21 protein-coding genes, 1 pseudogene and 1 riboswitch are annotated in these 25,670 nt (G+C 69.4%); of the genes and pseudogenes, 17 read left to right on the top strand and 5 right to left on the bottom strand.

The window, feature by feature from the left end; translation table 11 throughout:
• The first annotated feature begins 2 nt into the window (after positions 1-2).
• The 5 genes and pseudogenes from ACXN5S_RS07785 (at position 3) to ACXN5S_RS07765 (ending at position 4,941) form a co-directional block, all read left to right on the top strand.
• Positions 3-1,667, top strand: a complete 1,665-nt coding sequence (locus ACXN5S_RS07785; RefSeq protein WP_458604854.1) for a nitrite/sulfite reductase — start codon at positions 3-5, stop codon at positions 1,665-1,667.
• Positions 1,657-2,376, top strand: a pseudogene (locus tag ACXN5S_RS07780) (phosphoadenylyl-sulfate reductase); the annotation flags it as partial. The gene ACXN5S_RS07785 and the pseudogene ACXN5S_RS07780, both read left to right, overlap by 11 nt.
• Positions 2,365-2,892 carry a DUF934 domain-containing protein gene (locus ACXN5S_RS07775; protein WP_458605163.1) on the top strand — a complete coding sequence of 176 codons (528 nt, stop codon included), beginning with the start codon at positions 2,365-2,367 and terminating at the stop codon, positions 2,890-2,892. The pseudogene ACXN5S_RS07780 and the gene ACXN5S_RS07775, both read left to right, overlap by 12 nt.
• Before the next feature lie 62 nt (positions 2,893-2,954).
• On the top strand, positions 2,955-3,809 hold the full coding sequence (locus ACXN5S_RS07770; protein ID WP_458604853.1) for a ferredoxin--NADP reductase: 855 nt from the start codon (positions 2,955-2,957) through the stop codon (positions 3,807-3,809).
• Between the two features lie 304 nt (positions 3,810-4,113).
• Complete coding sequence (locus ACXN5S_RS07765) at positions 4,114-4,941, top strand: pentapeptide repeat-containing protein (RefSeq protein WP_458604852.1); 828 nt, start codon at positions 4,114-4,116, stop codon at positions 4,939-4,941.
• A 57-nt stretch (positions 4,942-4,998) separates the two neighbouring features.
• On the opposite strand, the gene ACXN5S_RS07760 is transcribed toward ACXN5S_RS07765, so the two are convergent.
• Both ACXN5S_RS07760 and ACXN5S_RS07755 read right to left on the bottom strand, forming a co-directional pair.
• A complete protein-coding gene (locus ACXN5S_RS07760; protein ID WP_458604851.1) occupies positions 4,999-6,456 on the bottom strand; it encodes an NAD(P)(+) transhydrogenase (Re/Si-specific) subunit beta in 1,458 nt (485 codons plus the stop codon).
• Positions 6,457-6,466: 10 nt separating this feature from the next.
• Positions 6,467-8,038 (bottom strand): Re/Si-specific NAD(P)(+) transhydrogenase subunit alpha, encoded by a 1,572-nt coding sequence (locus tag ACXN5S_RS07755; protein WP_458604850.1) that lies wholly within the window; start codon positions 8,036-8,038, stop codon positions 6,467-6,469.
• Positions 8,039-8,293: 255 nt separating this feature from the next.
• Between ACXN5S_RS07755 and ACXN5S_RS07750 the strand changes: the two genes are divergently transcribed.
• Positions 8,294-8,755 (top strand): MarR family winged helix-turn-helix transcriptional regulator, encoded by a 462-nt coding sequence (locus ACXN5S_RS07750; RefSeq protein WP_458604849.1) that lies wholly within the window; start codon positions 8,294-8,296, stop codon positions 8,753-8,755.
• 362 nt (positions 8,756-9,117) lie between these two features.
• On the opposite strand, the gene smc is transcribed toward ACXN5S_RS07750, so the two are convergent.
• Entirely contained in the window at positions 9,118-12,570 is a 3,453-nt protein-coding gene (gene smc, locus ACXN5S_RS07745; protein WP_458604848.1) for a chromosome segregation protein SMC, read from the bottom strand.
• A gap of 281 nt (positions 12,571-12,851) precedes the next feature.
• Positions 12,852-13,071: riboswitch (cobalamin riboswitch) on the top strand.
• A 31-nt stretch (positions 13,072-13,102) separates the two neighbouring features.
• On the opposite strand from smc, the gene cobW reads away from it, so the two are divergent.
• From cobW to ACXN5S_RS07690, 11 genes are all read left to right on the top strand, one after another.
• Positions 13,103-14,200: a cobalamin biosynthesis protein CobW gene (cobW, locus tag ACXN5S_RS07740; RefSeq protein WP_458604847.1), complete on the top strand. Its 1,098-nt coding sequence runs from the start codon at positions 13,103-13,105 to the stop codon at positions 14,198-14,200.
• Positions 14,197-14,664, top strand: coding sequence for a GNAT family N-acetyltransferase (locus ACXN5S_RS07735; RefSeq protein WP_458604846.1), 468 nt, complete (start codon positions 14,197-14,199; stop codon positions 14,662-14,664). The genes cobW and ACXN5S_RS07735 overlap by 4 nt, the downstream gene beginning before the upstream one ends.
• A 61-nt stretch (positions 14,665-14,725) precedes the next feature.
• A complete protein-coding gene (gene cobN / locus ACXN5S_RS07730; protein WP_458604845.1) occupies positions 14,726-18,409 on the top strand; it encodes a cobaltochelatase subunit CobN in 3,684 nt (1,227 codons plus the stop codon).
• Positions 18,406-19,011 (top strand): nucleotidyltransferase family protein, encoded by a 606-nt coding sequence (locus ACXN5S_RS07725; RefSeq protein WP_458604844.1) that lies wholly within the window; start codon positions 18,406-18,408, stop codon positions 19,009-19,011. Before cobN ends, ACXN5S_RS07725 begins: the two co-directional genes overlap by 4 nt.
• A gap of 235 nt (positions 19,012-19,246) precedes the next feature.
• The gene (locus tag ACXN5S_RS07720; protein ID WP_458604843.1) at positions 19,247-19,633 is read left to right on the top strand and encodes a GFA family protein; all 387 of its coding nucleotides are present in this window, start codon (positions 19,247-19,249) and stop codon (positions 19,631-19,633) included.
• The gene (locus tag ACXN5S_RS07715) at positions 19,591-20,088 is read left to right on the top strand and encodes a GNAT family N-acetyltransferase (protein WP_458604842.1); all 498 of its coding nucleotides are present in this window, start codon (positions 19,591-19,593) and stop codon (positions 20,086-20,088) included. Before ACXN5S_RS07720 ends, ACXN5S_RS07715 begins: the two co-directional genes overlap by 43 nt.
• A 199-nt stretch (positions 20,089-20,287) precedes the next feature.
• Entirely contained in the window at positions 20,288-20,929 is a 642-nt protein-coding gene (locus ACXN5S_RS07710; protein WP_458604841.1) for a 50S ribosomal protein L25/general stress protein Ctc, read from the top strand.
• A gap of 12 nt (positions 20,930-20,941) precedes the next feature.
• Positions 20,942-21,514, top strand: a complete 573-nt coding sequence (locus ACXN5S_RS07705) for a hypothetical protein (protein ID WP_458604840.1) — start codon at positions 20,942-20,944, stop codon at positions 21,512-21,514.
• 9 nt (positions 21,515-21,523) lie between these two features.
• Positions 21,524-22,222, top strand: coding sequence for an aminoacyl-tRNA hydrolase (pth, locus tag ACXN5S_RS07700; protein WP_458604839.1), 699 nt, complete (start codon positions 21,524-21,526; stop codon positions 22,220-22,222).
• Positions 22,219-23,256, top strand: coding sequence for a DUF2332 domain-containing protein (locus tag ACXN5S_RS07695; protein WP_458604838.1), 1,038 nt, complete (start codon positions 22,219-22,221; stop codon positions 23,254-23,256). Before pth ends, ACXN5S_RS07695 begins: the two co-directional genes overlap by 4 nt.
• 33 nt (positions 23,257-23,289) lie before the next feature.
• A complete protein-coding gene (locus tag ACXN5S_RS07690; protein ID WP_458604837.1) occupies positions 23,290-23,667 on the top strand; it encodes a DUF2237 family protein in 378 nt (125 codons plus the stop codon).
• Between the two features lie 63 nt (positions 23,668-23,730).
• On the opposite strand, the gene ACXN5S_RS07685 is transcribed toward ACXN5S_RS07690, so the two are convergent.
• Positions 23,731-24,243: a DUF7282 domain-containing protein gene (locus tag ACXN5S_RS07685; protein WP_458604836.1), complete on the bottom strand. Its 513-nt coding sequence runs from the start codon at positions 24,241-24,243 to the stop codon at positions 23,731-23,733.
• Between the two features lie 136 nt (positions 24,244-24,379).
• On the bottom strand, positions 24,380-25,603 hold the full coding sequence (gene trpB / locus ACXN5S_RS07680) for a tryptophan synthase subunit beta (protein WP_458604835.1): 1,224 nt from the start codon (positions 25,601-25,603) through the stop codon (positions 24,380-24,382).
• Positions 25,604-25,670 lie beyond the last annotated feature (67 nt).

Raw genomic sequence — 25,670 nt, 5'->3', positions numbered from 1 at the left:
TCATGTATCGCTATAATGACTTCGACGATGCCTTCGTGCGCAGCCGCGTCGCCCAGTTCCGCGGCCAGGTCGAGCGGCGGATCGACGGCTCGCTGACGGAAGACGAGTTCAAGCCGCTGCGGCTGATGAACGGCCTCTACCTGCAGCTGCACGCCTACATGCTGCGCGTGGCCATCCCCTACGGCACGCTGCGGTCCGACCAGATGCGCCAGCTCGCCATGATCGCCGAGCGCTGGGACAAGGGCTACGGCCACTTCACCACCCGGCAGAACATCCAGTTCAACTGGCCGAAGCTGAAGGACGTGCCCGACATTCTGGAGGCGCTGGCCGATGTCGAGATGCATGCCATTCAGACCTCGGGCAACACGATCCGCAACGTGACGGCGGACCATTTCGCCGGCGCCGCCGCCGACGAGATCGAAGACCCGCGCCCGGTGGCCGAGCTCCTGCGGCAATGGTCGACCGACCATCCGGAATTCCAGTTCCTGCCCCGAAAGTTCAAGATCGCCATCACCGGCAGCCCGAATGATCGCGCCGTGGTGAAGGCGCATGACATCGGCCTTCGCATGGTGCGCAATGCGGCGGGCGAGCCCGGCTTCGAGGTGCTGGTGGGCGGCGGCCTTGGCCGGACGCCGATGATCGGCCAGGTGGTGCGGGAATTCCTGCCGAAGGAAGACCTCTTACCCTATTGCGAGGCCATCGTCGGCGTTTACAACCTGCTTGGCCGGCGCGACAACAAGTACAAGGCGCGCATCAAGATCACCGTGCACGAGAACGGCATCGACAAGATCCGCGAGCTGGTCGAGGCGAAGTTCCTGCAAACGCGCGAGGCCTTTGGCGGCGCCGATCAGGAATTGCTTGCCGAGATCGAGGAGGCGTTCGCTCCCCCGTCCTTCCGGACGGTCTCGCCCGAGGCCTATGAGGCCGCGCGAGAGGCTGACCCGGTGTTCCGCGCCTGGGCGGATACGAACCTCGCCGACCACAAGGCCGAGGGCCATACCATCGTCACCATCAGCCTCAAGAAGCACGGCGCCACGCCGGGCGACGCGACGGCCGAGCAGATGCGCGTGATGGCCGAGCTGGCCGACCTTTACAGCTACGGCGAGCTGCGCATCAGCCACGAGCAGAACGTCATCCTGCCGCATGTCGCCAAGGGCGACCTGCCGGCGCTGCATTCGGCGCTGAAGGCAGTGGACCTCGCCACGGCGAACCTCGGCCTCATCAGCGACATCATCGCCTGCCCCGGCATGGATTACTGCTCGCTCGCCACGGCCCGCTCGATCCCCATCGCGCAGGAGATCGCCGAGCGCTTCGACGAGCTGAAGCTGGAGCACGATATCGGCGAGCTGAAGCTGAAGATCTCGGGCTGCATCAACGCCTGCGGGCACCACCATGTCGGCCATATCGGCATCCTCGGGCTCGACCGGGCGGGGGTGGAGAATTACCAGATCACCCTCGGCGGCGATGCCACCGAGACAGCCTCGATCGGCGAGCGCGCCGGCCCCGGCTTTCCCGCCGAGGAGATCACGGGCGCCATCGAGCGGCTCGTGCTTGGCTATCTCGATGTGCGCGAGGGGCCGGAGGAGACCTTCCTGCAGGCCTATCGCCGGCTCGGCCCCGCGCCCTTCAAGGCCGCGCTCTATCCGGACACCAAAGATGCCGCTTGATACCCCCATCGGCGAGCGGGTTGACGCGCTGAACAATCGCTATCGCCACCATTCGGCGACGGCGGTTCTGGAGCACGCGCTGCGAGACCCGCAGGTCGGCCGCGTGGCGCTCGTCTCGTCCTTCGGGGCGGAATCGGTGGTGCTGCTGCACATGGTGGCGACGCATCAGCGCGACCTGCCGGTGCTGTTCATCGACACCGAGATGCTCTTCCCCGAGACGCTCGCCTACCAGAAGGAGCTCTCCGAGCGGCTGCATCTGACCAACGTGCAGGTCATCAAGGCGACCGAGGAGGAGATCGCCAAGCGCGACCCCTTCGGCCTGCTGCACAAGGCGAATACCGACGCCTGCTGCGACCTGCGCAAGACCGTGCCGCTGGAAGACGCGCTCTCCGCCTATGGCTCGTGGATCACCGGCCGCAAGCGCTACCAGGGCGGCCAGCGGGTGACGCTGAACTTTTTCGAAGAAGAAGACGGCAAGCGCATCAAGATCAACCCGCTCGCCCATTGGACTCCGAAAGACGTGCAGGAGTATATCGCCGAGAACCGTCTGCCCCGGCATCCGCTGGTCGCGCAGGGCTACCCCTCGATCGGCTGCGCGCCCTGCACCAGCCGCGTCGCCGAGGGGGAAGACCCGCGCGCCGGGCGCTGGCGCGGGCAGGACAAGGATGAATGCGGCATCCATTTCATCGGCGGCAAGATGGTCCGCGGCAAGGAAGCGCCCGGTGAGATGCCCCGTGCCGAGATGTCGCCCGATGGCGTCGAGGTGCTGACCACCGAGCCGGCCCAGCCGGTCGCCGCCCAAGTTGATAAGACCGTCGCCGAGACGGCAGAGGAGAGCCAGATGAACGTTATCGTCACCGACACAGGCTTCGCGCCCGACAGCTTCAATGCCGAGCCGCTGGACCTTGGGTCGGACACCGATCTCGCCAATCTGCCCGAGCATTGGGAGCAGGCGGCGATGATCCGCATCGCCTTCCCCTCATTCAGCGACGGGCGCGGCTTCACCCTGGCCCGCGGACTGCGGGCGAAGGGCTTTGAAGGTCGCCTGCGCGCCCAGGGGCACGTGATCGCCGACCAATATGCCATGGCGCGCCGGGCCGGGTTCGACGATGTCGAGATCTCGCCGGAGCTTGCCGAGCGTCAGCCCGAAGAGCAATGGCTGGCCAGGGCCGACTGGCGGGCGCATGATTACCAGGCGCGCCTGCGCGGCCGCCCCGCCGCCTGAGCCGACCCATCCTGGAGAGAGCCCGAAGGCCAGGGCAGCCGCCCCGACAGACCGAGAGAGCCATGACCGATCAGACCGCCGCCAAAGCCGAAGCCCAATCCGCCACGCAGCCGACCAAGGCCAAGATGACCCTGCCCGACGCGCAGACCGTCACCTCGGTGCGCCATTACACCGACCGTCTGTTCGCCTTCCGCGTGACGCGGCCGGCGAGCCTGCGCTTTCGCTCGGGCGAGTTCGTGATGATCGGCCTGATGGGCGACAACGGCAAACCGCTGCTGCGGGCGTATTCCATCGCCTCGCCTTCGTGGGACGAAGAGCTGGAGTTCTACTCGATCAAGGTGCAGGACGGCCCGCTGACGTCGAAGCTGCAGCACATCCAGCCGGGCGACCAGGTGATCCTGCGCCCCAAGCCCGTGGGCACGCTGGTGCATGACGCGCTCCTGCCCGGCAAGCGGCTCTACCTCTTCTCGACGGGTACGGGCTTCGCCCCCTTCGCCTCGCTCCTGCGCGACCCCGAGACCTACGAGCGCTTCGACGAGGTCATCATGACCCACACCTGCCGCGAGGTCGAGGAGCTGACCTATGGCCGCGAGCTGATCGAAGGGCTGAAGAGCGACGAGCTGATGCAGGAGCTTCTGGGCGAGGGGCTGAACAAGCTGAAGTACTACCCCACGACGACCCGCGAAGAGAGCGCCAAGATGGGCCGCATCACGACGCTGATCGAGAACGGAGAGCTGTTCGAGGATCTGGGTGTGCCGCCGCTCAACCCCGAGACGGACCGCGCGATGATCTGCGGGAGCCTGGCGTTCAACGTCGATCTCAAGGCGCTGCTGGAGAAGGCGGGCCTGCGCGAGGGCGCCAATTCGGAGCCGCGCGAGTTTGTGGTGGAGAAGGCCTTCGTGGGCGAAGGGGTTTAGGCGCGGCGTCCGGTAGTGGCGGGGTGAACCCCGCCGCGGGTCACGACGTCAGGACGGACCGGCCCCGCGACGGTGGGTTTGTGACCCACCCTCCCCCGCCAGCCACAAGCGTCCCCCTTCGCACGCCGGCCCGCGGGCTCGCGCCTGCGCGTCGGCCCGACGGCCTTTGATTCCGCGCGAGGGGAGAGAGCGGCATCGTTGCAGCATGGTGGGTTACAAACCCACCCTACGGCGCGCATCCCCGGAACCGGCCTCACCCCCAAACCCTTGATCCCCGCGCCCTCCCCGGTCCAGCATCGCCCCCATGCTCTGGATCGCCCTCGCCGCCGCCGCCGCCTTCGCCCTGCTCGCAATCACCTGGCTGATCCTGCGCCCTGCATGGATGGGCCTGTCAGGCCGGACGATGTGGGACTGGATCAGCCTGCTCGCCGTGCCCAGCATGGTGGCGCTCGCCACCGCGCTCCTCACCGCCGCGCAGTTCCGCATCGAGCAGGAACGCGCCGCCGAGGAGGCGCTGCTCAGCTATGTTGACCGGATCAGCAATCTCGTCCTCGCCCGGCCGGAGGGGCTTGATGCCGCCGGTGCCGCAGTGGCGCGGGCGCAGACCGATGTGATCCTGCACCTGCTGGAAGGCGAACGGGCCGGGCGGGCGCTGTCGTTCTTGGCCGAGCTGGAGGTGCTGGGGATCGTGCGCCCGCCCTTGGAGGAGCGCGCGCTGTCGGGGGCCGACCTGAAGGGGCTCGACCTGACCGGAGCGGATCTCGAGGGCTCGGACCTCGCTGGTGCCGAACTGGAAGAGGCCGTTCTGATGGGAGCCGACCTTGAATCCGCCGATCTGACGGGCGCCGATTTCAAGGATGCCGACCTGAGGGGCGCGGAGCTTGGCCATGCCCGTCTGCAGCGCGCCGATCTCGACCATGCCGACCTGCGCGGCGCCGATCTGCATCTCGCCGAAGGGCTGACGCGGGCGCAGATCGCGCTCGCCTGCCTCGATACCTCCACCCGCCTGCCCGACGATCTGGCCCGCCCCGAAGGCGGGGGCCGCCGCTGCACCGGGCGCGCCGAGATGGCGGAGCCGCTCTTTATCGCGGGAGAGGACGACGACGAAGATGACGAAGAGGATGACGATTGAGCCCGCCGCCGGAGGCTGAGCGGGCGAGGCAGCTTATCGCCGCCCCGCCGCAATCGCCTAGCTGATCTTCGTCAGCAGCTCTTCGACGCTCTTCTTCGCGTCGCCGTAGAGCATCCGCGTGTTGTCCTTGTAGAAGAGCGGGTTCTCGATGCCCGAGTAGCCCGTGCCCTGCCCGCGCTTCGAGACGATGACGTCCTTGGCCTTCCACACTTCCAGCACCGGCATGCCGGCGATGGGGGAATTGGGGTCGTCCTGCGCGGCGGGGTTCACGATGTCATTGGAGCCGATGACGATGGCGACGTCCGTCGAGGGGAAGTCGTCATTGATCTCGTCCATCTCCATGACGATGTCGTAGGGCACCTTCGCCTCGGCCAGGAGCACGTTCATGTGCCCCGGCAGGCGGCCCGCGACGGGGTGGATGGCGAAGCGCACCTCTTTCCCCTTGGCGCGCAGGCGGCGCGTCAGCTCCGCCACCGGCTGCTGGGCCTGGGCGACGGCCATGCCGTAGCCGGGGATGATGATCACGCTGTCGGCCTCTTCGAGCAGGTTGGCCACGGCATCGACATCCGTCGCCACCATCTCGCCCTCGACCTCCTGCGCGGGGCCAGAGGTGCCGCCGAAGCCGCCGAGGATCACCGAGATGAACTTCCGGTTCATCGCCTTGCACATGATGTAGCTCAGGATCGCCCCGGAGGAGCCGACGAGCGCCCCCGTCACGATCAGCAGGTCATTGCCCAGCGTGAAGCCGATCGCCGCCGCCGCCCAGCCGGAATAGCTGTTCAGCATCGACACGACGACGGGCATGTCGGCGCCGCCGATGCCCATGATCAGGTGCCAGCCGATGAAACCGGCGAGCAGCGCCACCAGCACCATCGTCCAGAGCCCGGCGCCCGAGACGAACATGATGCCGAGGATCAGGCAGAGCACGGCGGCCGCCAGGTTCAGCATATGGCCGCCCGGCAGCTTGCTCGGCTTGCCGTTCACCCGGCCGGCGAGCTTGCCGAAGGCGACGACGGAGCCGGTGAAGGTGACCGCGCCGATGAAGATGCCAAGGGCCACCTCGACATGGAAGATGTTCAGCTCGACCGCATCCTTCATCCAGAGCTTGACGCCAAAGGCCGTCAGCTCTTTCTGCGCGATCAGTATCTGCGGGTCAGACCCGGCAAGCTGCAGCTCCTGTACGCGGCTCAGCATGATGTCGGCGGAGAGGCCGATGAACACCGCGGCGAGGCCGACGAAGCTGTGCAGCGCCGCAACGAGCTGCGGCATCTCCGTCATCTGCACGCGGCCCGCCACCATGTATCCGGCGAAGGAGCCTGCCGCGATGGCGATCAGGATGAAGAAAAGGTTGTAGACCCCGGGCGCAAAGACGGTGGCAAAAACGGCCACCGCCATGCCGGCAATGCCGTACCAGATGGCGCGCTTGGCGCTCTCCTGGTTGGAGAGGCCGCCGAGGGCGAGAACGAACAGGACGGCCGAGATAAGATAGCAGGCCGCGACGAAACCGATGCTCATGCTGGCCTCCTCAGGATTTCTGGAACATGGCGAGCATGCGCCGGGTGACGAGGAACCCGCCCACGATATTGATCGAGGCGATCAGCACCGAGACAAAGGCGAGCAGACCCACGATGAAGTTGCTCGACCCGATCTGCAGCAGCGCGCCCAGGATGACGATGCCCGAGATGGCATTCGTCACCGCCATAAGCGGCGTGTGCAGGGCGTGGCTGACATTCCAGATCACCTGGAAGCCAACGAAGCAGGCCAGCGCGAAGACCATGAAATGCTGCATGAAGGTCTCGGGCGCGAAGGCGCCGATCACCAGCATCACCAGCGCGCCGACACCGAGCACGGTGATCTGGCTGCGGGTCTGCTGCTTGAAGGCCTTCAGTTCGCTCGCCCGCTTCTCCTCGGGGGTCGGCTCTTGCACCTTCTCCTTCGGGCGCGCCGCAATGGCGGGCACCTTGGGCGGCGGCGGCGGCCAGGTGATTTCGCGATCCTTCACGACGGTGGCGCCGCGGATCACGTCATCTTCCATGTTGTGGTTGAGCGTGCCGTCCTTCTCGGGCGTCAGGTCGGTCAGCATATGGCGGATATTGGTGGCGTAGAGCGTCGAGCTCTGCGTCGCCATGCGGCTGGGGAAGTCGGTATAGCCGACGATGGTCACGCCATTGTCGCTGACGATCTTCTCGTCCTTCACCGTCAGTTCGCAGTTCCCGCCGCGCTCGGCCGCAAGGTCGACAACGACAGAGCCGGGCTTCATCGCCTCGACCATGTCCTTCGTCCAGAGCACGGGCGCATCGCGGCCGGGGATCAGCGCGGTGGTGATGACGATGTCCATCTCCGGCGCCAGCTCGCGGAATTTCTTCAGCTGCGCTTCGCGGAATTCGGGGCTGGAAGGCGCGGCGTAGCCGCCCGTCGCGGCGCCGTCCTGCGAGGCTTCCTCGAACTCGAGGTAGACGAACTCGGCGCCCATGCTCTCGATCTGCTCGGCCACTTCGGGGCGCACGTCGAAGGCATAGGTCACGGCGCCGAGCGAGGTGGAGGTGCCGATGGCGGCAAGCCCCGCCACCCCGGCGCCGACGATCAGCACCTTGGCAGGCGGCACCTTGCCGGCGGCGGTGACCTGGCCGGTGAAGAAGCGCCCGAAATTGCTGCCGGCCTCGATCACGGCGCGGTAGCCGGCGATATTGGCCATGGAGCTGAGCGCATCCATCTTCTGCGCGCGGCTGATGCGGGGGACCATGTCCATCGCGACGAGCGTCGCGCCCTTCTCCTTGGCCCGCTCCATCAGCGCTTCGTTCTGCGCCGGATAGACCATCGAGATCAGCGTCTGCCCCTCGTGCAGGCGGTCGACCTCTTCGTCCGTCGGCGGGCGGACCTTCACGATCACCCCGGCGGCGGCGAAGAGCGCATCGGCATCGGCGGCGATTTCGGCTCCGGCCTCTTCATAGGCCGCATCGGTAAAGCCCGCCTTCGCTCCGGCACCGGCCTCGACGATGGCCTCGTGCCCCAGCTTGGCGAGGTCCTTCACCGACGCTGGTGTCATCGCGACGCGCGCCTCGCCGTCTTGTGTTTCCTTCGGTGCCCCGATCTTCACGAGCGCCTCCCATCCCGGCAAAGTTTCGCGCAAGGATAGAGGTCTCGCAGGGTTTCACAAGCACGGGAGGTGCAATGCGGATCGTCATATATTTCAATATCTTTTCCGGCGGAGTTCATCGGGTGCCCGCAGCCGCGTCAATCCGCCGTACCTGCCCTTCGGCGAGCGGCGCAAATGCATGCAGCGCAGCATGACGCTGCGGAGACCGAGCCGGCGTCCGTTGACTGCATCTGTTGATATAAACATGTTCCAGGGATGGAGCCCCGCACCCCGCCCACCTATGCCGACACGCTGCATGTGCGTGACACGTGCCTGTGCCTCCACGCCCAGCGGGCCGCGCGGGCGCTGGCGCGGCGCTTCGATCTGGCGTTCCGGCCGCTGGGGCTGACGAACGGACAATTCTCGCTGCTGATGTCGCTCAACCGGCCGGAGCCGCCGCGCATGGGAGACGTAGCCCATGTTCTGGCGATGGACCGCACGACGCTGACGGCAGCACTCAAACCGCTGGAGCGGCGCGGTTACCTCAGCGTCGAGCCTGACCCCGACGACCGGCGCGCCCGGCGCCTGCGGCTGACGGAGGAAGGCCATGACATCCTCGGCCAGGCGCTGCCGATCTGGACGGCGGAACATGCCGCGCTCAACGAGCAGCTGTCCTCGCCCGGCCTGGCCGAGAGCCTGATGCAGGTCGCCGCCGTCTGCGACACGGCCGAAGAATAGCGCCCCTACGATTCCCCCCGGTTCAAGTCGGCCAAAGGCGGGCGAAGCACCCTGACGCGGGGCCCCTCGCCCGCCCCTCGATCAAGCCTGATCGCGGGCAGAGCCTCCAAACAGCCTCTCAACAGCATCCCCCCGGCCCCGGCGCACCTCCGCCCGCCTCCCGCCCCCTCCTTCATCTGGCCAAAAATACCTCGGGGGCCCGGGGGCTGGCCCCCGGCCGTCCGCAATCCCTCGCGCCGCCCGGGACGTGATGAGACCTCCCCCCGCCGCCGAACGCCTCAACCGCCCCAAACCGCCCGCTCGCGCCAAGCTGCCCTGGCGCGCCGGGGTGGGTGGGCGGGAGGCCTGCCAGGGCAGCGGGATCAGGCGACCAGCGCCTCGGCTTTCTTGAGATCGACCGAAACGAGCTGGCTGACGCCCTGCTCGCCCATGGTCACGCCGAAGAGCCTGTCCATCCGCGCCATCGTCACCGCGTGGTGGGTGATGACGAGGAAGCGCGTCTCAGTCCGGCGGGTCATTTCGTCGAGCATGTCGCAGAAGCGGGTGACGTTGGCGTCGTCCAAAGGCGCGTCCACCTCGTCGAGCACGCAGATCGGCGCCGGGTTGGCGAGGAACACCGCGAAGATCAGCGCCAGCGCCGTCAGCGTCTGCTCGCCGCCCGACAGCAGCGACAGGGTGGAGAGCTTCTTGCCCGGCGGCTGGCAGAGGATCTCCAGCCCCGCATCGAGCGGGTCGTCCGATTCCACCAGCTCCAGCCGCGCATCGCCGCCGCCGAAGAGCGAGGTGAAGAGCATCGAGAAGTTGCTGTTCACCTGCTCGAAGGCCGTCAGCAGGCGCTCGCGGCCCTCCTTGTTGAGCGCGGCGATGCCGTGGCGGAGCGTGCGGATCGCCTCTTCGAGGTCGCCCTTCTCCTTCACCAGAACGTCGTGCTCGGCCGAAACCTCCTGCGAATCCTCTTCGGCGCGCAGGTTCACGGCGCCGAGCGCGTCGCGCTGGCGGCGGAAGGTGGCGATCTGCGTCTCGATCTCCTCGGCGCTCTGCTGGCCGGTGACGGCCTCGCCGAGGGCCTCGCGCAGCTCCTCCGGGCTCTGTTCCAGCGCCTCTTCGATCCTGTCGGCGGCGCCCGCGACGGCCTCGCGCGTGGCATCGCGGCGAGCCTCGGCAGCGGCGCGAGCCTCGCGGGCGGCGCCGGCAGCGCTTTCGGCCTCGCGGGCGGCGATGGCGGCCTCGCGCAGGGCCTTCTCGCCTGTGGTCAGCGCCTCGGTGGCGGCGGTCTTGCGGGCGGTGGCCTTGGCGATGGCGCCCTGCAGCCCGGCGCGTTTCTCGGCGATGGCGGCGGGGCCGCCCTCTGCCGCGGACAGCTTCTCTTCCGCCTCCTGCTGCCGCGACACCAGATCGGCGCGGCGCGTGCCGGCATTATCGAGCCGCTCCTGCCAGCTCTGCCGCTCCCGAGCGATGGTGGCCTCGCGCCGGGCGCGCGCCTCGCCCTCGCGGCGCAGCTCGTCATGCGCGGTGCGGCGGGCGATCATGGCGAGGCGCGAGGCCTCCACACCGGTGCGCAACTCTTCCACCGCGGCGCGGGCGGCAGCGAGATCGCCCAGCTCCGACAGCCCCGCCTCGGCGGCACGCACAGCCTCCGCCGCCTCGCGCGCCTCCGCCTCATGGCGGGCCTGCGCCAGGGCGGCGCTCTCACGCTTGCCGTCGGCGATGTTGCGCTCGGCCTCGGCGCGGGAGGCGCGGCGGCTCGCCTCGCCCACCGCCGCCTCGGCCTCGCGCCGGGCGGCGCGGGCGGCCTTCTCGGCCTCGGTCTCTTCGGTCAGCCGGCTGGCGAGGGCCGCATGCGCCGCGCCCGCTGTCTCGGCCCGCTCCGCCGCCGCCTCCAGCTCACGGCGCAGCTCGGCGAGGCGGTTGAGCTGCTGCAGGCGCAGCGCGGCGGCCGAGGGCGCATCCTCCGCCCCGGCACGATAGCCGTCCCAGCGCCAGAGGTCGCCCTCCTGCGATACCAGCCGCTGGCCGGGCTGAAGCGCCGCCTGCAGCCGCGTCCCCTCCCCTGCCGCAACCAGCCCCACCTGAGCGATGCGGCGGGCGAGCACATCCGGCACCTCCATATGCGCGGCGAGCGGCGTGACCCCGGTCGGCAGCGAGGGCGCGGCCTCATAGGCCGGCAGCTCGGCCCAGCCGGTGGCGCCATCGCCGATAAGAGGGGCGCGCAGATCGTCGGCCAGCGCAGCACCGAGCGCCTTCTCGTAGCCCGGCGCCACGGAGAGCAGATCGAGCACCTGCCCGCCTTCGCCGCGGTCGCGCTCAACCAGCCGCTCCAGCGCGGCGACCTCGGCGCGCAGGGCATTCGCCTCACCCTCGGCGCCGGAGCGGGCAGCGCGGGCCTCGGCCTCGGCGCCCTGCGTCTCGGCGCGCGCCGCCTCCGCCGCCGTCAGCGCCGTCTCCGCCTCGGCGGCCCGCGTGCCGGCCTCGGCCACCGCCGCCTCGGCCGCCGCATATTCCGACGCAGCCGCCTCCAAGGCCTTCGCCGCCTCATCCCGGGCAGCTTCCGCGCGGGCCATCGCCTCCTTCGCCTTGGTCTCCATCGCCCGGCGCTCTTCGATCAGGCGCTGCGCCGACTGATGGCGGGCAGCGAGCCGGGCGGCATCCTCGGTGCGCTCGCCCAGCGCCGCCTCTCGCCCGGCCAGCGCCTCTGCGGCCTCGCGCGCCGCCTCGGCCTCTTCGGCCAGGCGCGCATCATGGCCGGCGCCGGCCTGCGCCAGCTCCTCCGCCTCCGCCGCGAGCCGGGCGAGCGTCTCCTCGGCATCGCCCCGCAGCTCGGCCTCGCGGGCCTCGTCCTTCTGCAGCTGGGCGAGCGTCGCCTTCAGGCCGGCGATCGCAGCCTCGGCGCGGCGCTCCTCCTCCTCCAGCTGGCTCTCTTCCAGCGCCAGCCGCTGGGCGAGCGCGGCGGCGATGGCCTCTTCCTCGCGCAGCCCCGGCATCGCCTCATCTGCCTTGGCCCGCGCCGCCTCGGCCGCCCGCGACGCCCCCTCGGCCTGCGAGGCCTCCAGCACCCGCTGTCGCTGCGCCTGCTCGGCAGCTTCCAGCGCCGCGCCCGCCTCGCGCCAGCGTCGGTAGAGCAGCAGCCCCTCCGCCTCGCGGAGCTTCGCGCCGATCTCTCGATACCGCGCCGCCGCCTTGGCCTGACGCGCAAGCTGGGCGAGCTGGCCCGCGAGCTGCTCGACCACGTCATCGACGCGCGAGAGGTTCTGCTCGGCCCCGTTCAGCTTCAGCTCCGCCTCGTGGCGCCGCTGGTAGAGGCCCGAGATCCCCGCCGCCTCTTCCAGAATGCGCCGCCGCGCCGCCGGCTTGGCATTGATCAGCTCGCTGATCTGCCCCTGCCGCACCAGCGCCGGCGAATGCGCCCCGGTCGAGGCATCGGCGAAGAGCATCTGCACGTCGCGCGCCCGCACCTCCTTGCCCGACAGGCGATAGGCCGAGCCGACGTCGCGGGTGATGCGCCGCGTGATCTCGATCTGGTCGCTGTCGTTGAAGGCGGCGGGGGCGAGCCGCTCGCTGTTGTCGATATGCAGCGCGACTTCGGCATGGTTGCGGGCCGAGCGAGTGGCGGCGCCGGCGAAGATCACGTCTTCCATGCCGCCGCCGCGCATCGCGGTGGGCCGGGTCTCGCCCATCACCCAGCGCAGCGCCTCCAGCAGGTTAGACTTGCCGCAGCCATTGGGGCCGACAACGCCCGTCAGCCCCTCGGCGATCACCAGATCGGTGGGGTCAACGAAGCTCTTGAAGCCATTGAGACGGAGCCGGGTAAAGCGCATCGGGTGGTCTGCTCGCGATTCTTCTGATTGCGATCAGTCTCGCAATCGCTCCCCGCACGAGTCAACGCGCCACAGCCCATATCAAGCGGCCGCCCGCAACTTATCCACAAGATATGGCCCCATTGTCGGTCCTATTTCCCTTCGACGTCCAAATATCCTCGGGGGGAGCCGCAGGCGGGGGGCAGACAGCCCCCCTCCTCCGCCTACCGGCCCGCGCGCCCTGCCGCCCCCGCGCCCCGATCCGCCGCTTTCGCCCCTTGACCCCTTTCCTCCCCATGCCCACAAACGGGCCAGCAAGGTTCCCCGCCGTGCGGCGCCACGCCGCCAGGGGTGAAACGGGAATGCGACGGGCCTGATCCACTCAGGAGGGCCCGGAATGCAGCCGCCCCCGCGACTGTCCGCGGTGAGCGCCCGGCGACATGCCACTGGGAGGAGACCCGGGAAGGCCGCCGCGCGCCACGATCCGCCAGCCAGGAGACCGGCCTTGTCATGACGCAACCAACCCCGTCGGTGGGACGGGAAGGAGATAGACATGGCACTGACCCAAGGCTCCACCGGAGCCGCCTCCCCCCGTGCGGGCCGCATCCCGGCCACCATCGTCACCGGCTTCCTCGGCGCCGGCAAGACGACGCTGATCCGGCACCTGCTGGCAAATGCGAACGGCCGGCGCATCGCGCTCATCATCAACGAATTCGGCGATCTCGGCGTCGATGGCGAGATCCTGCGCGGCTGCGGGGATGCCACCTGCCGCGAGGAGGATATCGTCGAGCTCTCCAACGGCTGCATCTGCTGCACCGTAGCGGATGACTTCCTGCCGATGATGGAGGCGCTGCTCGCCCGCCCCGACCGGCCCGACCACATCGTCATCGAGACCTCCGGCCTCGCCCTGCCCCAGCCGCTCGTGCGCGCCTTCGCCTGGCCCGGCATCGCCACGAAGGTCACCGTCGACGGCGTCATCGTGCTGGTCGACGGCCCAGCGGTGGAGGCCGGCCGCTTCGCCCATGACCATGCCGCGCTGGAGGCCCAGCGCGCCGCCGATGACAGCATCGACCACGAGACCCCGCTCTCGGAGCTCTTCGACGACCAGCTCGCCTGCGCCGACATGATCGTCGTCTCCAAGACCGACCTGATGGACGACGCCGGCCCGCTGACGGCCCGCCTCACCGCCGCCGCCCGCAAGGGCGTCAGCGTCGTGAAGGGCACCCCGCCGGTCGACGTGCTGCTCGGCGTCGGTGCCGCGGCCGAGGGGGATATGGAGGCCCGCGGCGAGGTCCACCACCATCACCACGACGATGATGAAGACGACCACCACCACCACGAGCACGGCCACGACGAGTTCGAGAGCTTCGTCGTCGACCTGCCCGAGGTGAGCGACCCCAAGGCCCTCACCGCCCGCCTAGCCGAGGTCATCGCCGCCCACGACATCCTGCGCCTCAAGGGCTTCGCCGCCATCACCGGCAAGCCGATGCGCCTCGCCATCCAGGCCGTCGGCCCGCGCGTCGACAGCTACTTCGACCGCCCCTTCGGCGCCGACCCCCGCGCCGGCCGCCTCGTCGTCATCGGCCTCTCCGGCCTCGACCGCGCGGCGATCACCAAGGCCATCGCCGGCGAGCACGCCGAGGCGGCATGACCGAGGCCCCCACGCTCACCCTCCGCCGGGTCTCGCCACGCGAGCCCGGCGCCGAAGCCTTGCTCAACGAGAGCCAGGCGCTGATGCGCTCGATGTTCCCGCCCGAGCAGAACAACTTCCTCAGCCACGACGCGCTCGCCGCGCCGCATATCCACCTCTACCTCGCCGAGGCGGGCGCCGAGCCGCTCGGCACCGGCGCGCTGGCGATCTTCGATGGCTACGGCGAGATCAAGTCGCTCTACACCTCCGCCGCCGCCCGCGGCCGCGGCGTCGCCGCCGCCCTCCTCACCCGGCTGGAGGAGGAGGCCCGCGCCGCCGCCCTCCCCTGGCTGCGGCTGGAGACAGGCCCCGGCCTCGACGCCGCCCAGCGCCTCTACCGCCGCTTCGGCTACACGCTCTGCGGCCCCTACGGCGCCTACACCGAGAGCCCCGGCTCGATCTTCTATGAAAAGGCGCTGACGTGAGCGGAGCCTGCGGCGCGCCCGCGACGCTCCTCGGCCTATTGCCCCGCCCACGGAGGCTCCCGTGCACCTGATCGCCGCCACCCCCGGCGCCATCGGCGATGGCCAGAGCCCGGTCGACACCACGCAGTCGCCCGCCGATCTGGTGGTCATCTCCGCCGCCGATACCGAGCTCGCCGCCCTCTCCATCGCCCGCGCCGAGATGCCGGACGCGCCCGAGCTCCGCCTCATGCGCCTGCAGCACCTCTCGCACCCGATGAGCGTGGACCTGCACCTCGAGAGCTGCGCCACGAAATCCCGACTCGTCGTCGCCCGCCTCCTCGGCGGCTCGGCCTACTGGCCGCACGGGCTCGCCCAGTATTCCGCCCACCTTGCAGAGACCGGCGTCGCCTTCGTCGCCCTGCCCGGCGACGACAAGCCCGACGAGGAGCTTGCCGCCCTCTCCACAATCAGCGCGGAAGACTACCGCGCCCTGCACGGCTTCCTCACCGAGGGCGGCCCCGCCAACGCCGCCGGCTTCCTCGCCCATGCCCGCGCCATGATCGACGACGCCCCGCGCCCGCCCGGCCCGAAACCCTTCCTCAAGGCCGGCCTCTACTGGCCCGGCCAGCCAGAGCCCTCCCTCTCCGACCTCCGTGCCCACTGGCCCGAGGGCGCCCCCATCGTCCCCATCGTCTTCTACCGCGCCCTTCTTCAGGGTGGCGGCCTCGCCCCGGTGGACCGGCTCACCAAGGCGCTCCTGCGCGCCGGCCTCGCCCCGATGCCGGTCTTCGTCGCCTCCCTGAAGGACGACCTCTCCGCCGCAACGCTCGAAGGCCTCTTCACCGAGGCCCCGCCCTCCGTCATCCTCAACCTCACCTCCTTCGCCACCGCCGCCCCCGGCGCGACCGGCCGCAACCCGCTCGCGAGCCCCGCCGCGAACGAGGCGCCCGTCCTGCAGGCCATCCTCGCCGCCGGCAGCCAGGAGATGTGGGAGGCCTCCGCCGCCGGCCTCTCCGCCCGCGACGTGGCGATGAACGTGGCGCTGCCGGAGGTCGACGGCCGCCTCATCACCCGCGCCATCGCCTTCAAGGACGCCGCCTTCCGCGACGATGCCACGGAGTGCGAGATCGCCACATGGTCAGCCCACGGCAACCGCATCACCTTCCTCGCCCGCCTCGCCGCGAACTGGGCGCGCCTGCGCGCCACGCCTCCCTCCGAGCGCCGCATCGCACTCGTCCTCGCGAACTACCCCAACAAGGACGGCCGCCTCGCCAACGGCGTCGGCCTCGACACGCCCGCCTCCACCACCGAGGCGCTCCGCCTGATGGCCTCCGCCGGCTACGACACCACCGGCGCGCCCGAGACCTCGGCCGACCTCATGACCACCCTCATGGCCGGCCCCACCAACTGGCTCACCGACCGCACCGAGCGCGCCGGCGGCACCCGCTACCCCCTCTCCGCCTACAGGCAGGCCTTCGCCGCCCTCCCCTGGGAGGCGAAGGAGCAGATCCTCACCCGCTGGGGCCCGCCCGAGGCCGATCCATTCATCTGGCCCCAAATACCTCCGCCGGAGGCAGCCGAAGGCTCCGCGACGCCCGCCACGGAGCCCGCCTTCGCCCTCGCCGCCCACACCTTCGGCAACACCACCGTCGCCATCCAGCCCGCCCGCGGCTACAACATCGACCCCGACGAGACCTACCACTCGCCTGATCTCCCCCCGCCGCACCACTACCTCGCCTTCCACTTCTGGATGCGGGAGGAGTTCGGCGCGCATGCTGCCGTCCACATGGGCAAGCACGGCAACCTCGAATGGCTGCCCGGCAAGGGCCTCGCCCTGTCGGAGACCTGCTGGCCCGAGATTGCGCTCGGCCCGCTGCCGAACCTCTACCCCTTCATCGTCAACGACCCTGGCGAGGGCTCTCAGGCCAAGCGCCGCACCGCCGCCGTCGTGCTCGACCACCTCACTCCGCCGATGACCCGGGCGGAAACCTACGGCCCCCTCGCCGACCTCGAAGCGCTGGTGGACGAGTATTACGAGGCCGCGAGCCTCGACCCCTCGCGCGCCGCCCGCCTGTCGAAGGACATCCTCTCCCTCGCCGAGACCACCGGCATCGCCGCCGATGCCGGGCTGACGGCGGCGGATGACCTCTCGCGCCTCGACGCCTGGCTCTGCGAGATCAAGGAGGCGCAGATCCGCGACGGCCTGCACATCTTCGGCCTCTCGCCCGAGGGCCCCCAGGCCCGCGACCTCGCCCTCGCCCTCGCCCGCCTGCCCCGCGGCGAGCGCCCCTCGCTCCTCCGCGCCCTCGCGGACGACCTCTGCCTCGCCTTCGACCCGCTCACCGCCACCCTCTCCGACCCGTGGCAAGGCCCCCGCCCCACCGCCCTCGACGCCCCCGCCCCCTGGCGCACCACGGGCGACACCGTCGAGCGCCTCGAAGCCCTCTCCCTCCGCCTCGCGGATGGCGAGACGCGCCCGCCCGGGCCCGCGAGCAGCGCCGTCCTCGCCGAACTGCAATCCGAACTCGCCCCCGCCATCGCCGCCTGCGGCCCGGCGGAAGCAGAGGCCCTGCTCACCGCCCTCGACGGCCGCGCCATCGCCCCCGGCCCCTCCGGCGCCCCCACGCGCGGGCGGCCTGACGTGCTGCCCACCGGCCGCAACTTCTACTCCGTCGACGCCCGCGCCGTGCCGACCCCCACGGCCTGGCAAATCGGCCGCCATTCCGCCGACCTCCTCGTCGAGACCTACCTGCAGGAGCATGGCGACTGGCCGCGCGCCATGCTGCTCACCGCCTGGGGCACGGCCAACATGCGCACCGGCGGCGACGACATCGCGCAGGGCCTCGCGCTCATGGGCGTGAAACCCACGTGGGACGCCGCCTCGCGCCGCGTCACCGGCTTCGAGATCCTGCCCCTCTCGCTCCTCGGCCGCCCCCGCGTCGACGTCACGCTCCGCGTCTCGGGTTTCTTCCGCGACGCCTTCCCGCAGCTCATCGCCCTCTTCGACTCAGCCGCCAAGGCCATACAGGCGCTCGACGAACCCGCCGCCGAGAACCCCGCGACCGCCTCCCCCGGCCCCCGCGTCTACGGCTCCAAGCCCGGGGCCTACGGCGCCGGCCTTCAGGCCCTGATCGACGAAGGCGGCTGGTCCTCGCGCGACGATTTCGCCGAGGCGTATCTCCAATGGGGCGGCTACGCCTACGAGGCCGGCCGCGAGGGCGCCGAGGACCGCGCCGGCCTGCAGGCCCGCCTCAGCCAGACCGACGCCATCGTCCAGAATCAGGACAACCGCGAGCACGACCTCCTCGACAGCGACGATTACTACCAGTTCGAAGGGGGCGCCGCCGCCGCCGTCGCCATGCTGCAGGGCGCCGACCGCCCCATCTACCACAACGACCATTCCCGCCCCGAACGGCCCGTCATCCGCCGGCTGGAGGAGGAGATCTCCCGCGTCATGCGCGCCCGCGTGGTCAACCCCAAGTGGATCGAAGGCGTCAAACGCCACGGCTACAAGGGTGCCTTCGAGATCGCCGCGACGGTCGACTACCTCTTCGCCTTCGCCGCCACGACCGGCGCCGTGAAGGCCCACCATTTCGACCTCTGCGAGGCCGCCTTCCTCGCCGACGACGACACGCGCGCCTTCATCGAAGAGGCCAACCCCCCCGCCCTCGCCGAGATCGCCCGCCGCCTGCAGGAAGCCATCGACCGCGGCCTCTGGGTTCCCAAGTCCAACTCCGCCCGCGCCCGCATCTCGGCCCTTCTATGAGCCACCTCCGCTACGCAGACGCCTCCCCCGAGGCCCAGCGCGCCGCGCTGATCCAGATCGTGCGCGCCTCGCCGAAGCTCATGCGCGCCTTCCACATCGCCCGCGAGATGGCCCTGCCCGATTGGTGGATCGTCTCCGGCGCGCTCTACAACCAGGTCTGGAACGCCCTCACGGGCCGGCCCGAGCTCCATGGCGTCAAGGACATCGACCTCTTCTACTTCGACCCCGACACGAGCTGGGAGGCGGAGGACCGCGTCATCCGTACCGGCGCCCGCCTCTTCCCCGAAGACCCGCCGGTCGAGATCCGCAACCAGGCGCGCGTGCACCTCTGGTACGAGCAGCACTTCGGCCAGCCCTGCCCGCCCTATGCCAACGCGCGCGAGCCGATAGCCGCCTTCGCCTGCCGCACCCATGCCGTGGGGATGCGCCTGCGGGAGGATGACGATTTCGAGGTGGAAGCCCCTTACGGGCTGGGGGACATCTTCAGCTTCCGGGTGACGCCAAACCCGATCCGCCCGAATCGCCTCACGCATGAGACCAAGGCGGCGCGCCAGAAGGCGCTCTGGCCAGAGCTCACAATCGAGCCCTGGCCAGAAGATTGATCAGGTCATCGCCAGAGCAGCGACACCGACATAGGCAAAGAGAAGGGCAATGGAAAAGTAAGCCATCTTGACTGTCCGATCCTCGTAAATGGCGGGGCTGGCCCCGCCTTGTTGCTGACGCGCTCACGCGCTGTTGCGGGAACAGCGCAGAAAGCCGCTCATCGGTTCCCTTCCACTTGCATTTCTCCGCCGACCCCGTCTTGACGCCCCTGCGCCCGCGCTCCAGCGTCGCGCAATGACTCGCTCCGGACATTGCCTCTGCGGCGCCACCGCCTTCTCCTACGAGGGAGACGAGAACTGGCGCTCCTATTGCCATTGCGACAGCTGCCGCCGCTTCACCGGCGCGCCCGTTGCCGCCTACCTTGGCGTGCCGCATGGCGCCTGGTCGTGGACGGGGGAAGAGCCCCGCCGCTATGAAAGCTCGCCCGGCACCGGCTGGCTGAGCTGCGGCACCTGCGGCAGCGCCATCGCCTATGATTCGGACAGGGAGCCGGACGAGATCCATTTCATGGCGTCGCTGCTGGACGACCCCTCGGGCATCGAGATGCAGCACCACAGCCATCACGAGGAACGCCTGCCTTGGTTCAACCTGCACGACGACCTGCCGAAGCACTCGGGCTGAGGCGCCTTTCTCCCGGCGACCCCGCCCTCGCGGAGGTCCTGGCGCTGATCCAGGCCGAATTCGCCTATATGGAAGGCCGGATCGACCCGCCCTCCTCCATGCAGCGCCTCACTCTTGCCGATGTCGAGGCTCAGGCGGCGCTCGGCGAGGTCTGGGCCATCGGCGCCCCCGTCATCGCCTGCCTCTTCCTCACCGCGAAGCCGCCCTCGCTCTACCTCGGCAAGCTCGCCGTCGCCGCCGAAGCCCGAGGCCGCGGCCTTGCCCGCACCCTCATTTCTCAGGCCGAGGCGCGCGCCCGCGCCCTTGGGCTGGAGGCGCTGGAACTGCAAACCCGCGTCGAGCTCACCGACAACCACGCCACCTTTGCCGCCCTCGGCTTCACCGAAGTCGCCCGCACCGCCCATCCCGGCTACGCCCGCCCCACTTCCGTCAGCCTGCGCCGCCCTCTCCCCTAGCCGCCCTGTCTTTGCTCCAGCAAAATCCTCGGGGGGGCTGGCGCAGCCAGCGGGGGGCAGACAGCCCCCCTCCGCCCCCTCAACCCGCGCCCCCCCACAACACCCTTTTCAAATCCCCCGATCCCCGCTATGGCAGCGCCCTCAACCGGCGCCTGATCACCCTTGGAGGAGGGCGCCACAGACAAGTTAGGAATATCCGATGGCTGGTGAGATCCCAGATCTGATCGCCACGGCACGTGCGGGGACAGGCAAGGGGGCCGCCCGCCAAGCTCGCCGTAACGGCGACGTGCCTGGCATTGTTTACGGGGGCGGTGTCGATCCGCTGCCGATCAACCTGGACTTCAACTACCTGCTGAAGCATCTCCGCGCGGGCCGCTTCCTCTCCACGCTCTTTAACCTGAAGGTTGAGGGTCAGGAAGACGTGCGCGTCATCTGCCGCGCCGTCGAGCGCGACGTGGTGAAAGACCTGCCCAAGCATGTCGACTTCATGCGCCTGCGCCGCACGAGCCGTGTGAAGCTGTTCATCGCGGTCGAGTTCATCAACCACGCGGCCGCGCCCGGCATCAAGAAGGGCGGCGTGCTCACGGTTGTGCGCCCCGAGGTGGAGCTGGACGTTGTGGCCGGGGATATCCCCGATCACATCACCGTCGACCTGACGGGCTGCGAAGTCGGCGATGTCATCCACATCAACGACGTCGAGCTGCCGAAGGGCGCCAAGTCGGTGATCGACCGGAACTTCGTCATCGCCAACATCTCGGCACCGTCCGGCCTGCGCGCCGCTGACGCCGAGGATGCGGACGAGGCCGATGAGGCCGAAGCCGGCGACGACAGCGAAGAGTGATCCTTGGCCAATATGGCTGATCCAAACGCGGGGCCTTCGGGCCCCGCTGCCATTTCTGGCGGGGTGTCTGGCGAGGCCTTCGCCGCTGATTGCAGCCGTTGCGCCGCCCTGTGCTGCCTGGCGCTGGCGCTCGACAAGGGGCCGCGCTTCGCCATCGACAAGCCGGCGGGCTCGCCCTGCCCCAACCTCTCCGGTCATGCCTGCTCGATCCATGACAGCCTGAATGGGCGCGGCTTTCCCGGCTGTGTCGCCTATGATTGCGGCGGCGCAGGCCAGCGCGTGGTGCAGGAAGTCTTTGCGGGCCACAGCTGGCAGAGCGAGCCGGCCCTGACCGCGCCGATGATGGCGGCCTTTGCCGCGATGCGCGAGGTGCAGGCCCTGCATCAGCACCTGCTCACCGCCGCCGGCCTGCCCCTGCCGCCCGCCGAAGAGGCCGCCCGCCAGCGCTGGCTGGACGAGCTAGCGCCGGGGCGCGACTGGACAGAAGACGCGCTGGACGAGGCGGCGCGGCACACAGCCCCGGCGATCCGCGGCTGGCTGCGATCTTTGGCGCCGCATCTGGCGCGCCGCGGCGCGGCGTCGTAACCTGAGCCCATGAAAATTTTCGCAGGTCTCGGCAATCCGGGCGCCAAATACGCGCGCAACCGGCACAATATCGGCTTCATGGCGGTAGAGGAGATTGCCTCTGCCCACGGCTTCTCGCCCTGGCGCGGGCGCTTTCAGGGCTCTGTCACCGAAGGGGTGCTCGGCGGCGAGAAAGTGCTGCTGCTGCGGCCGGAAACCTTCATGAACCTCTCCGGCCAGTCGGTGGGCGAGGCTTTGCGTTTCTACAAGCTCGGGCCCGAGGATCTGGTCGTCTTCCATGACGAGATCGACCTCGCCCCCGGCAGGATCAAGCTCAAGCAGGGCGGCGGCCATGCCGGCCACAACGGCCTGCGCTCGATCCATCAGCATGTCGGCGAGGCCTACGGGCGCGTGCGCATGGGTGTTGGCCACCCGGGCCGAAAGGAAGCCGTGCCGGGCTACGTGCTGCACGATTTCCCCAAGGCCGACGAGGAGTGGCTCGACGACATGATCCGCGGCTGCGCCGACGGGGCGGAGGCTCTGGCCAAGGGCGACGGGCCGGGCTTCCTGAACGCCGTGAACCGCCGTCTGAACCCGGCACGCAACGGCCCGAAGCCCGAGGCGAGCAGCGGGGCGAAGGCCTCGCCAACGCCGAAGCCGCAGCCGAAAACGCCGAAGCCGGCAGAGAACAAGACGCCGTTCTACCGGCTGAAGGGTATGTTCAAATGAGCGCCGCCCCCTCGGCCCGGCTGCGCGAAGCCTTTGAATTCCAGGCCAAATCCTGCGAAAATCTCGGCTCGCCCTTCATGGCGCGGCTCTGCACCGCCCTGCCCGGCCTGCTACCGGAGACGCTGATCGAGCGGCTGGAGAGCTTCGAAGGCGATCTCTCTCCCTCCGGCCATTCCGTGCCCCTGCGCGTCTGCGGCGCGCTGCATGCGTTGCGCCTGCAGAACCGCGCCGGCCTCGCGGCGATCTACCCGCCGCATGAGCCGGCGGATGCCGCCTTCGAGGCTGGCATCTCCTCTGCCCTGCGGGACGAGGCGGATTTCATCCACGAATTTATCCACAGCCCGCCGCAGACCAACGAGGTGCGCCGCTCCGTCGCCCTGCTGCCCGCCGTCGCCTGGCTCGCCAGCCGCCGCGCGCTGCCCTTCACCCTGTCGGAACTCGGCGCCTCCGCCGGGCTGAACCTGCACTTCGTCAGCTATGCGGTGCAAACGCCCGCCGGCCTGCTCGGCTCTGCCGGCCCGGCGCTGACGCTCCGCCCGGAATGGCGTGGCGAGGCACCGGTCATCGCGCCCGTCACTACGGTCGCGGCGCGGGGCACCGATCTGAACCCGCTCTCCCCCGTGGACGACAGGCTGCGCCTGCTCGCCTATCTCTGGCCCGACCAACCGGAGCGGCTGGAGCTGACGGAGGCCGCGCTCTCGCTGCCGCCCTCGCAGGTCGACCGCGCCGATGCCGCCGACTGGCTGGACGAGCGGCTGCAAACCCCGCACCCTGGCCAGTGGCACATGATCTACCACACCATCGCTTGGCAATATTTCCCCGATAAGGTGAAAGCGCGGGCCGAAGCAGCCATTCGCGCCGCCGGTGCGGCAGCCAGCGCAGAGGCGCCGCTCGCCTGGGTGGGCATGGAGGCTGACCAGAACGGCGCGGGCGCCGGGCTGATTGCCCGCATCTGGCCGGAGGGCGAAGCCTGGCAACTCGCCCGGGTGGATTTTCACGGCCGGTGGATCGACTGGGGCCCCCGCCCTATCTGACGCCAAACACCTTCCTTCAAAGGAGGACGCCACATGGAAAAGGACTTTCCCGTCAACGTTCTCGGCGAGGCCCTGCACCCTTGCTCGGGCGACCCGCTGACAGGGTTCTTCCGCGACGGCCATTGCAATACCTGCACGGAAGACAGCGGCAGCCACACCGTTTGCGCGGTGATGAACGCCGAATTCCTTGCCTACTCGAAATATGTCGGCAACGATCTCTCCACGCCCCGCCCCGAGTTCGGCTTTCCCGGCCTGCAACCCGGTGACCGCTGGTGCCTGTGCGCCAGCCGCTTCATGCAGGCGCATGACGAGGGCTGCGCGCCCGAGATCGACCTCTCCGCCACGCATCGCCGCGCACTCGAGATCGTGCCGATGGAGGTGCTCGAGGGCCATGCAGTGGCCGCCGACTAGACGCGCAAAGGCCGCCACCCGGCTGGGCGGCGGCCATCTCCTCTCGGCGAAGCGCGACGAAGGCTAGTTGCTCGCCTCGTCGTCCATGTCGTCGTCGTCCATGTCGTCCCCGGACATGTCGTCGTCCGTGGCGTGATCATCGCTCATCTCGCCCGACATATCCGCGTTGTAGACGAAGGGTTCCACCACGGGGCTGCCGTCGAGCATTACGGGGGTATCGTCCTCGACATCGTCAGGGCCGAAATCATAGGTGTCGTTGCCGTTCGTCTCTTCGTGGAGCATGGCGATATAGGTCGCACCATCTTCGAAGGCCGGATCGGGTGTCACCGTGACGTCGGTGTTCTCGCCCGCGCTGATCGCGACATGGCCGATGGATTCGGGTGCCACGGGCGCACCGTTCTGATCGGTCTCGTGGATCACGAGATAGCCGTCGCTCGCCGCTGTGACGGTCGCGAAAGTGACGGAACCATCGGCGAAGGTGACGCTCTCGGCGTCGATCATCGGCGTGTCGTCTTGGGCGAAGGCGCCGGTGGCGGCGAGCGCGGCAGCGGCGGCGGTGGTGAAGAGCAGTTTCATGACAGGTCCTCCCAGTCGTTGAACTCGGCCTGGGGCGCGGGTCTCTGGCCTGCGTCTCTCCCGAGCATGCGACCAGAACGCCGCTGCCCGGGGCTTCGTTCACTGCCTTCAAGCGAGCGTGAGAGCCCGCGACCGGTTAGTCCATGTCGAAGCCGAGGTGCTTCGCCACCGTGAAGATGTCCTTGTCACCCCGACCGCACATGTTCATGCAGATCAGCGTCTCCGCCGGCAGATCGGGGGCGATCTTCATCACATGCGCCAGCGCGTGACAGGGCTCCAGCGCCGGGATGATCCCTTCCAGCTCGGTGCAGAGCTTGAAGGCCTCCAGCGCCTCCTTGTCGGTGATGGAGACATACTCGGCGCGGCCGCTGTCGTGCAGCCAGGCATGCTCGGGCCCGATGCCGGGATAGTCGAGACCGGCCGAGATCGAGAAGCCTTCCAGGATCTGGCCGTCATCGTCTTGCAGCAGGTAGGTCCGGTTGCCATGCAGCACACCCGGGCGCCCGCCCGTGAGCGAGGCGCAATGCTCCATCTTGTCGTTCACGCCCTTGCCGCCGGCCTCGACGCCGATGATGCGCACCGAAGGGTCATCGAGGAACGGGTAGAACAGCCCCATCGCATTGGAGCCGCCGCCGATGGCCGCCGTCAGAATGTCGGGCAGGCGCCCCTCGGCCTTCAGCATCTGGGCCTTCGCCTCCTGCCCGATGATCGACTGGAAGTCGCGCACCATGGCCGGGTACGGATGCGGGCCGGCGACGGTGCCGATGCAGTAGAACGTGTCGCGCACGTTGGTCACCCAGTCGCGCAGCGCGTCGTTCATCGCGTCTTTCAGCGTGCCGCGGCCGGAGGTCACAGGGATCACCTCGGCGCCCAGCAGCTTCATGCGGAAGACGTTGGGCTTTTGCCGCTCGACGTCATGCGCCCCCATGTAGACGACGCATTTCAGCCCGAATTTGGCGCAGACCGTCGCGGTCGCGACGCCGTGCTGGCCCGCGCCCGTCTCGGCAATGATGCGGTCCTTGCCCATCCGGCGGGCGAGCAGGATCTGGCCGAGCACGTTGTTGATCTTGTGCGCGCCGGTGTGGTTCAGCTCATCGCGCTTGAAGTAGATCTTGGCGCCGCCGAGATGCTCCGTCATCCGCTCGGCATAGTAAAGCGGCGAGGGGCGGCCGACGTAATGCTCCCACAGATCGTCCATCTCCGCCCAGAACGACTCGTCTGTCTTCGCGCGCTCGTATTCCTGCTCGAGTTCCAGGATCAGCGGCATCAGCGTTTCGGAGACGAAGCGCCCGCCGAAGATGCCGAACCGGCCGGTCTCGTCGGGGCCTTGCGTGAAGGAGTTGATGCGATCGTCGGGCATGGGGGCCTCTTCGGGGTATGGCGGCGTCGGGCCGCGCGCCAACCTAGACGGGCGGGCGGCGCCGAAC

The organism is Pseudoroseicyclus sp. H15, from assembly GCF_054353345.1.
The sequence above is the reverse complement of the archived record's forward strand: the minus strand, read 5'-3'. Positions and strand labels throughout refer to the sequence as shown.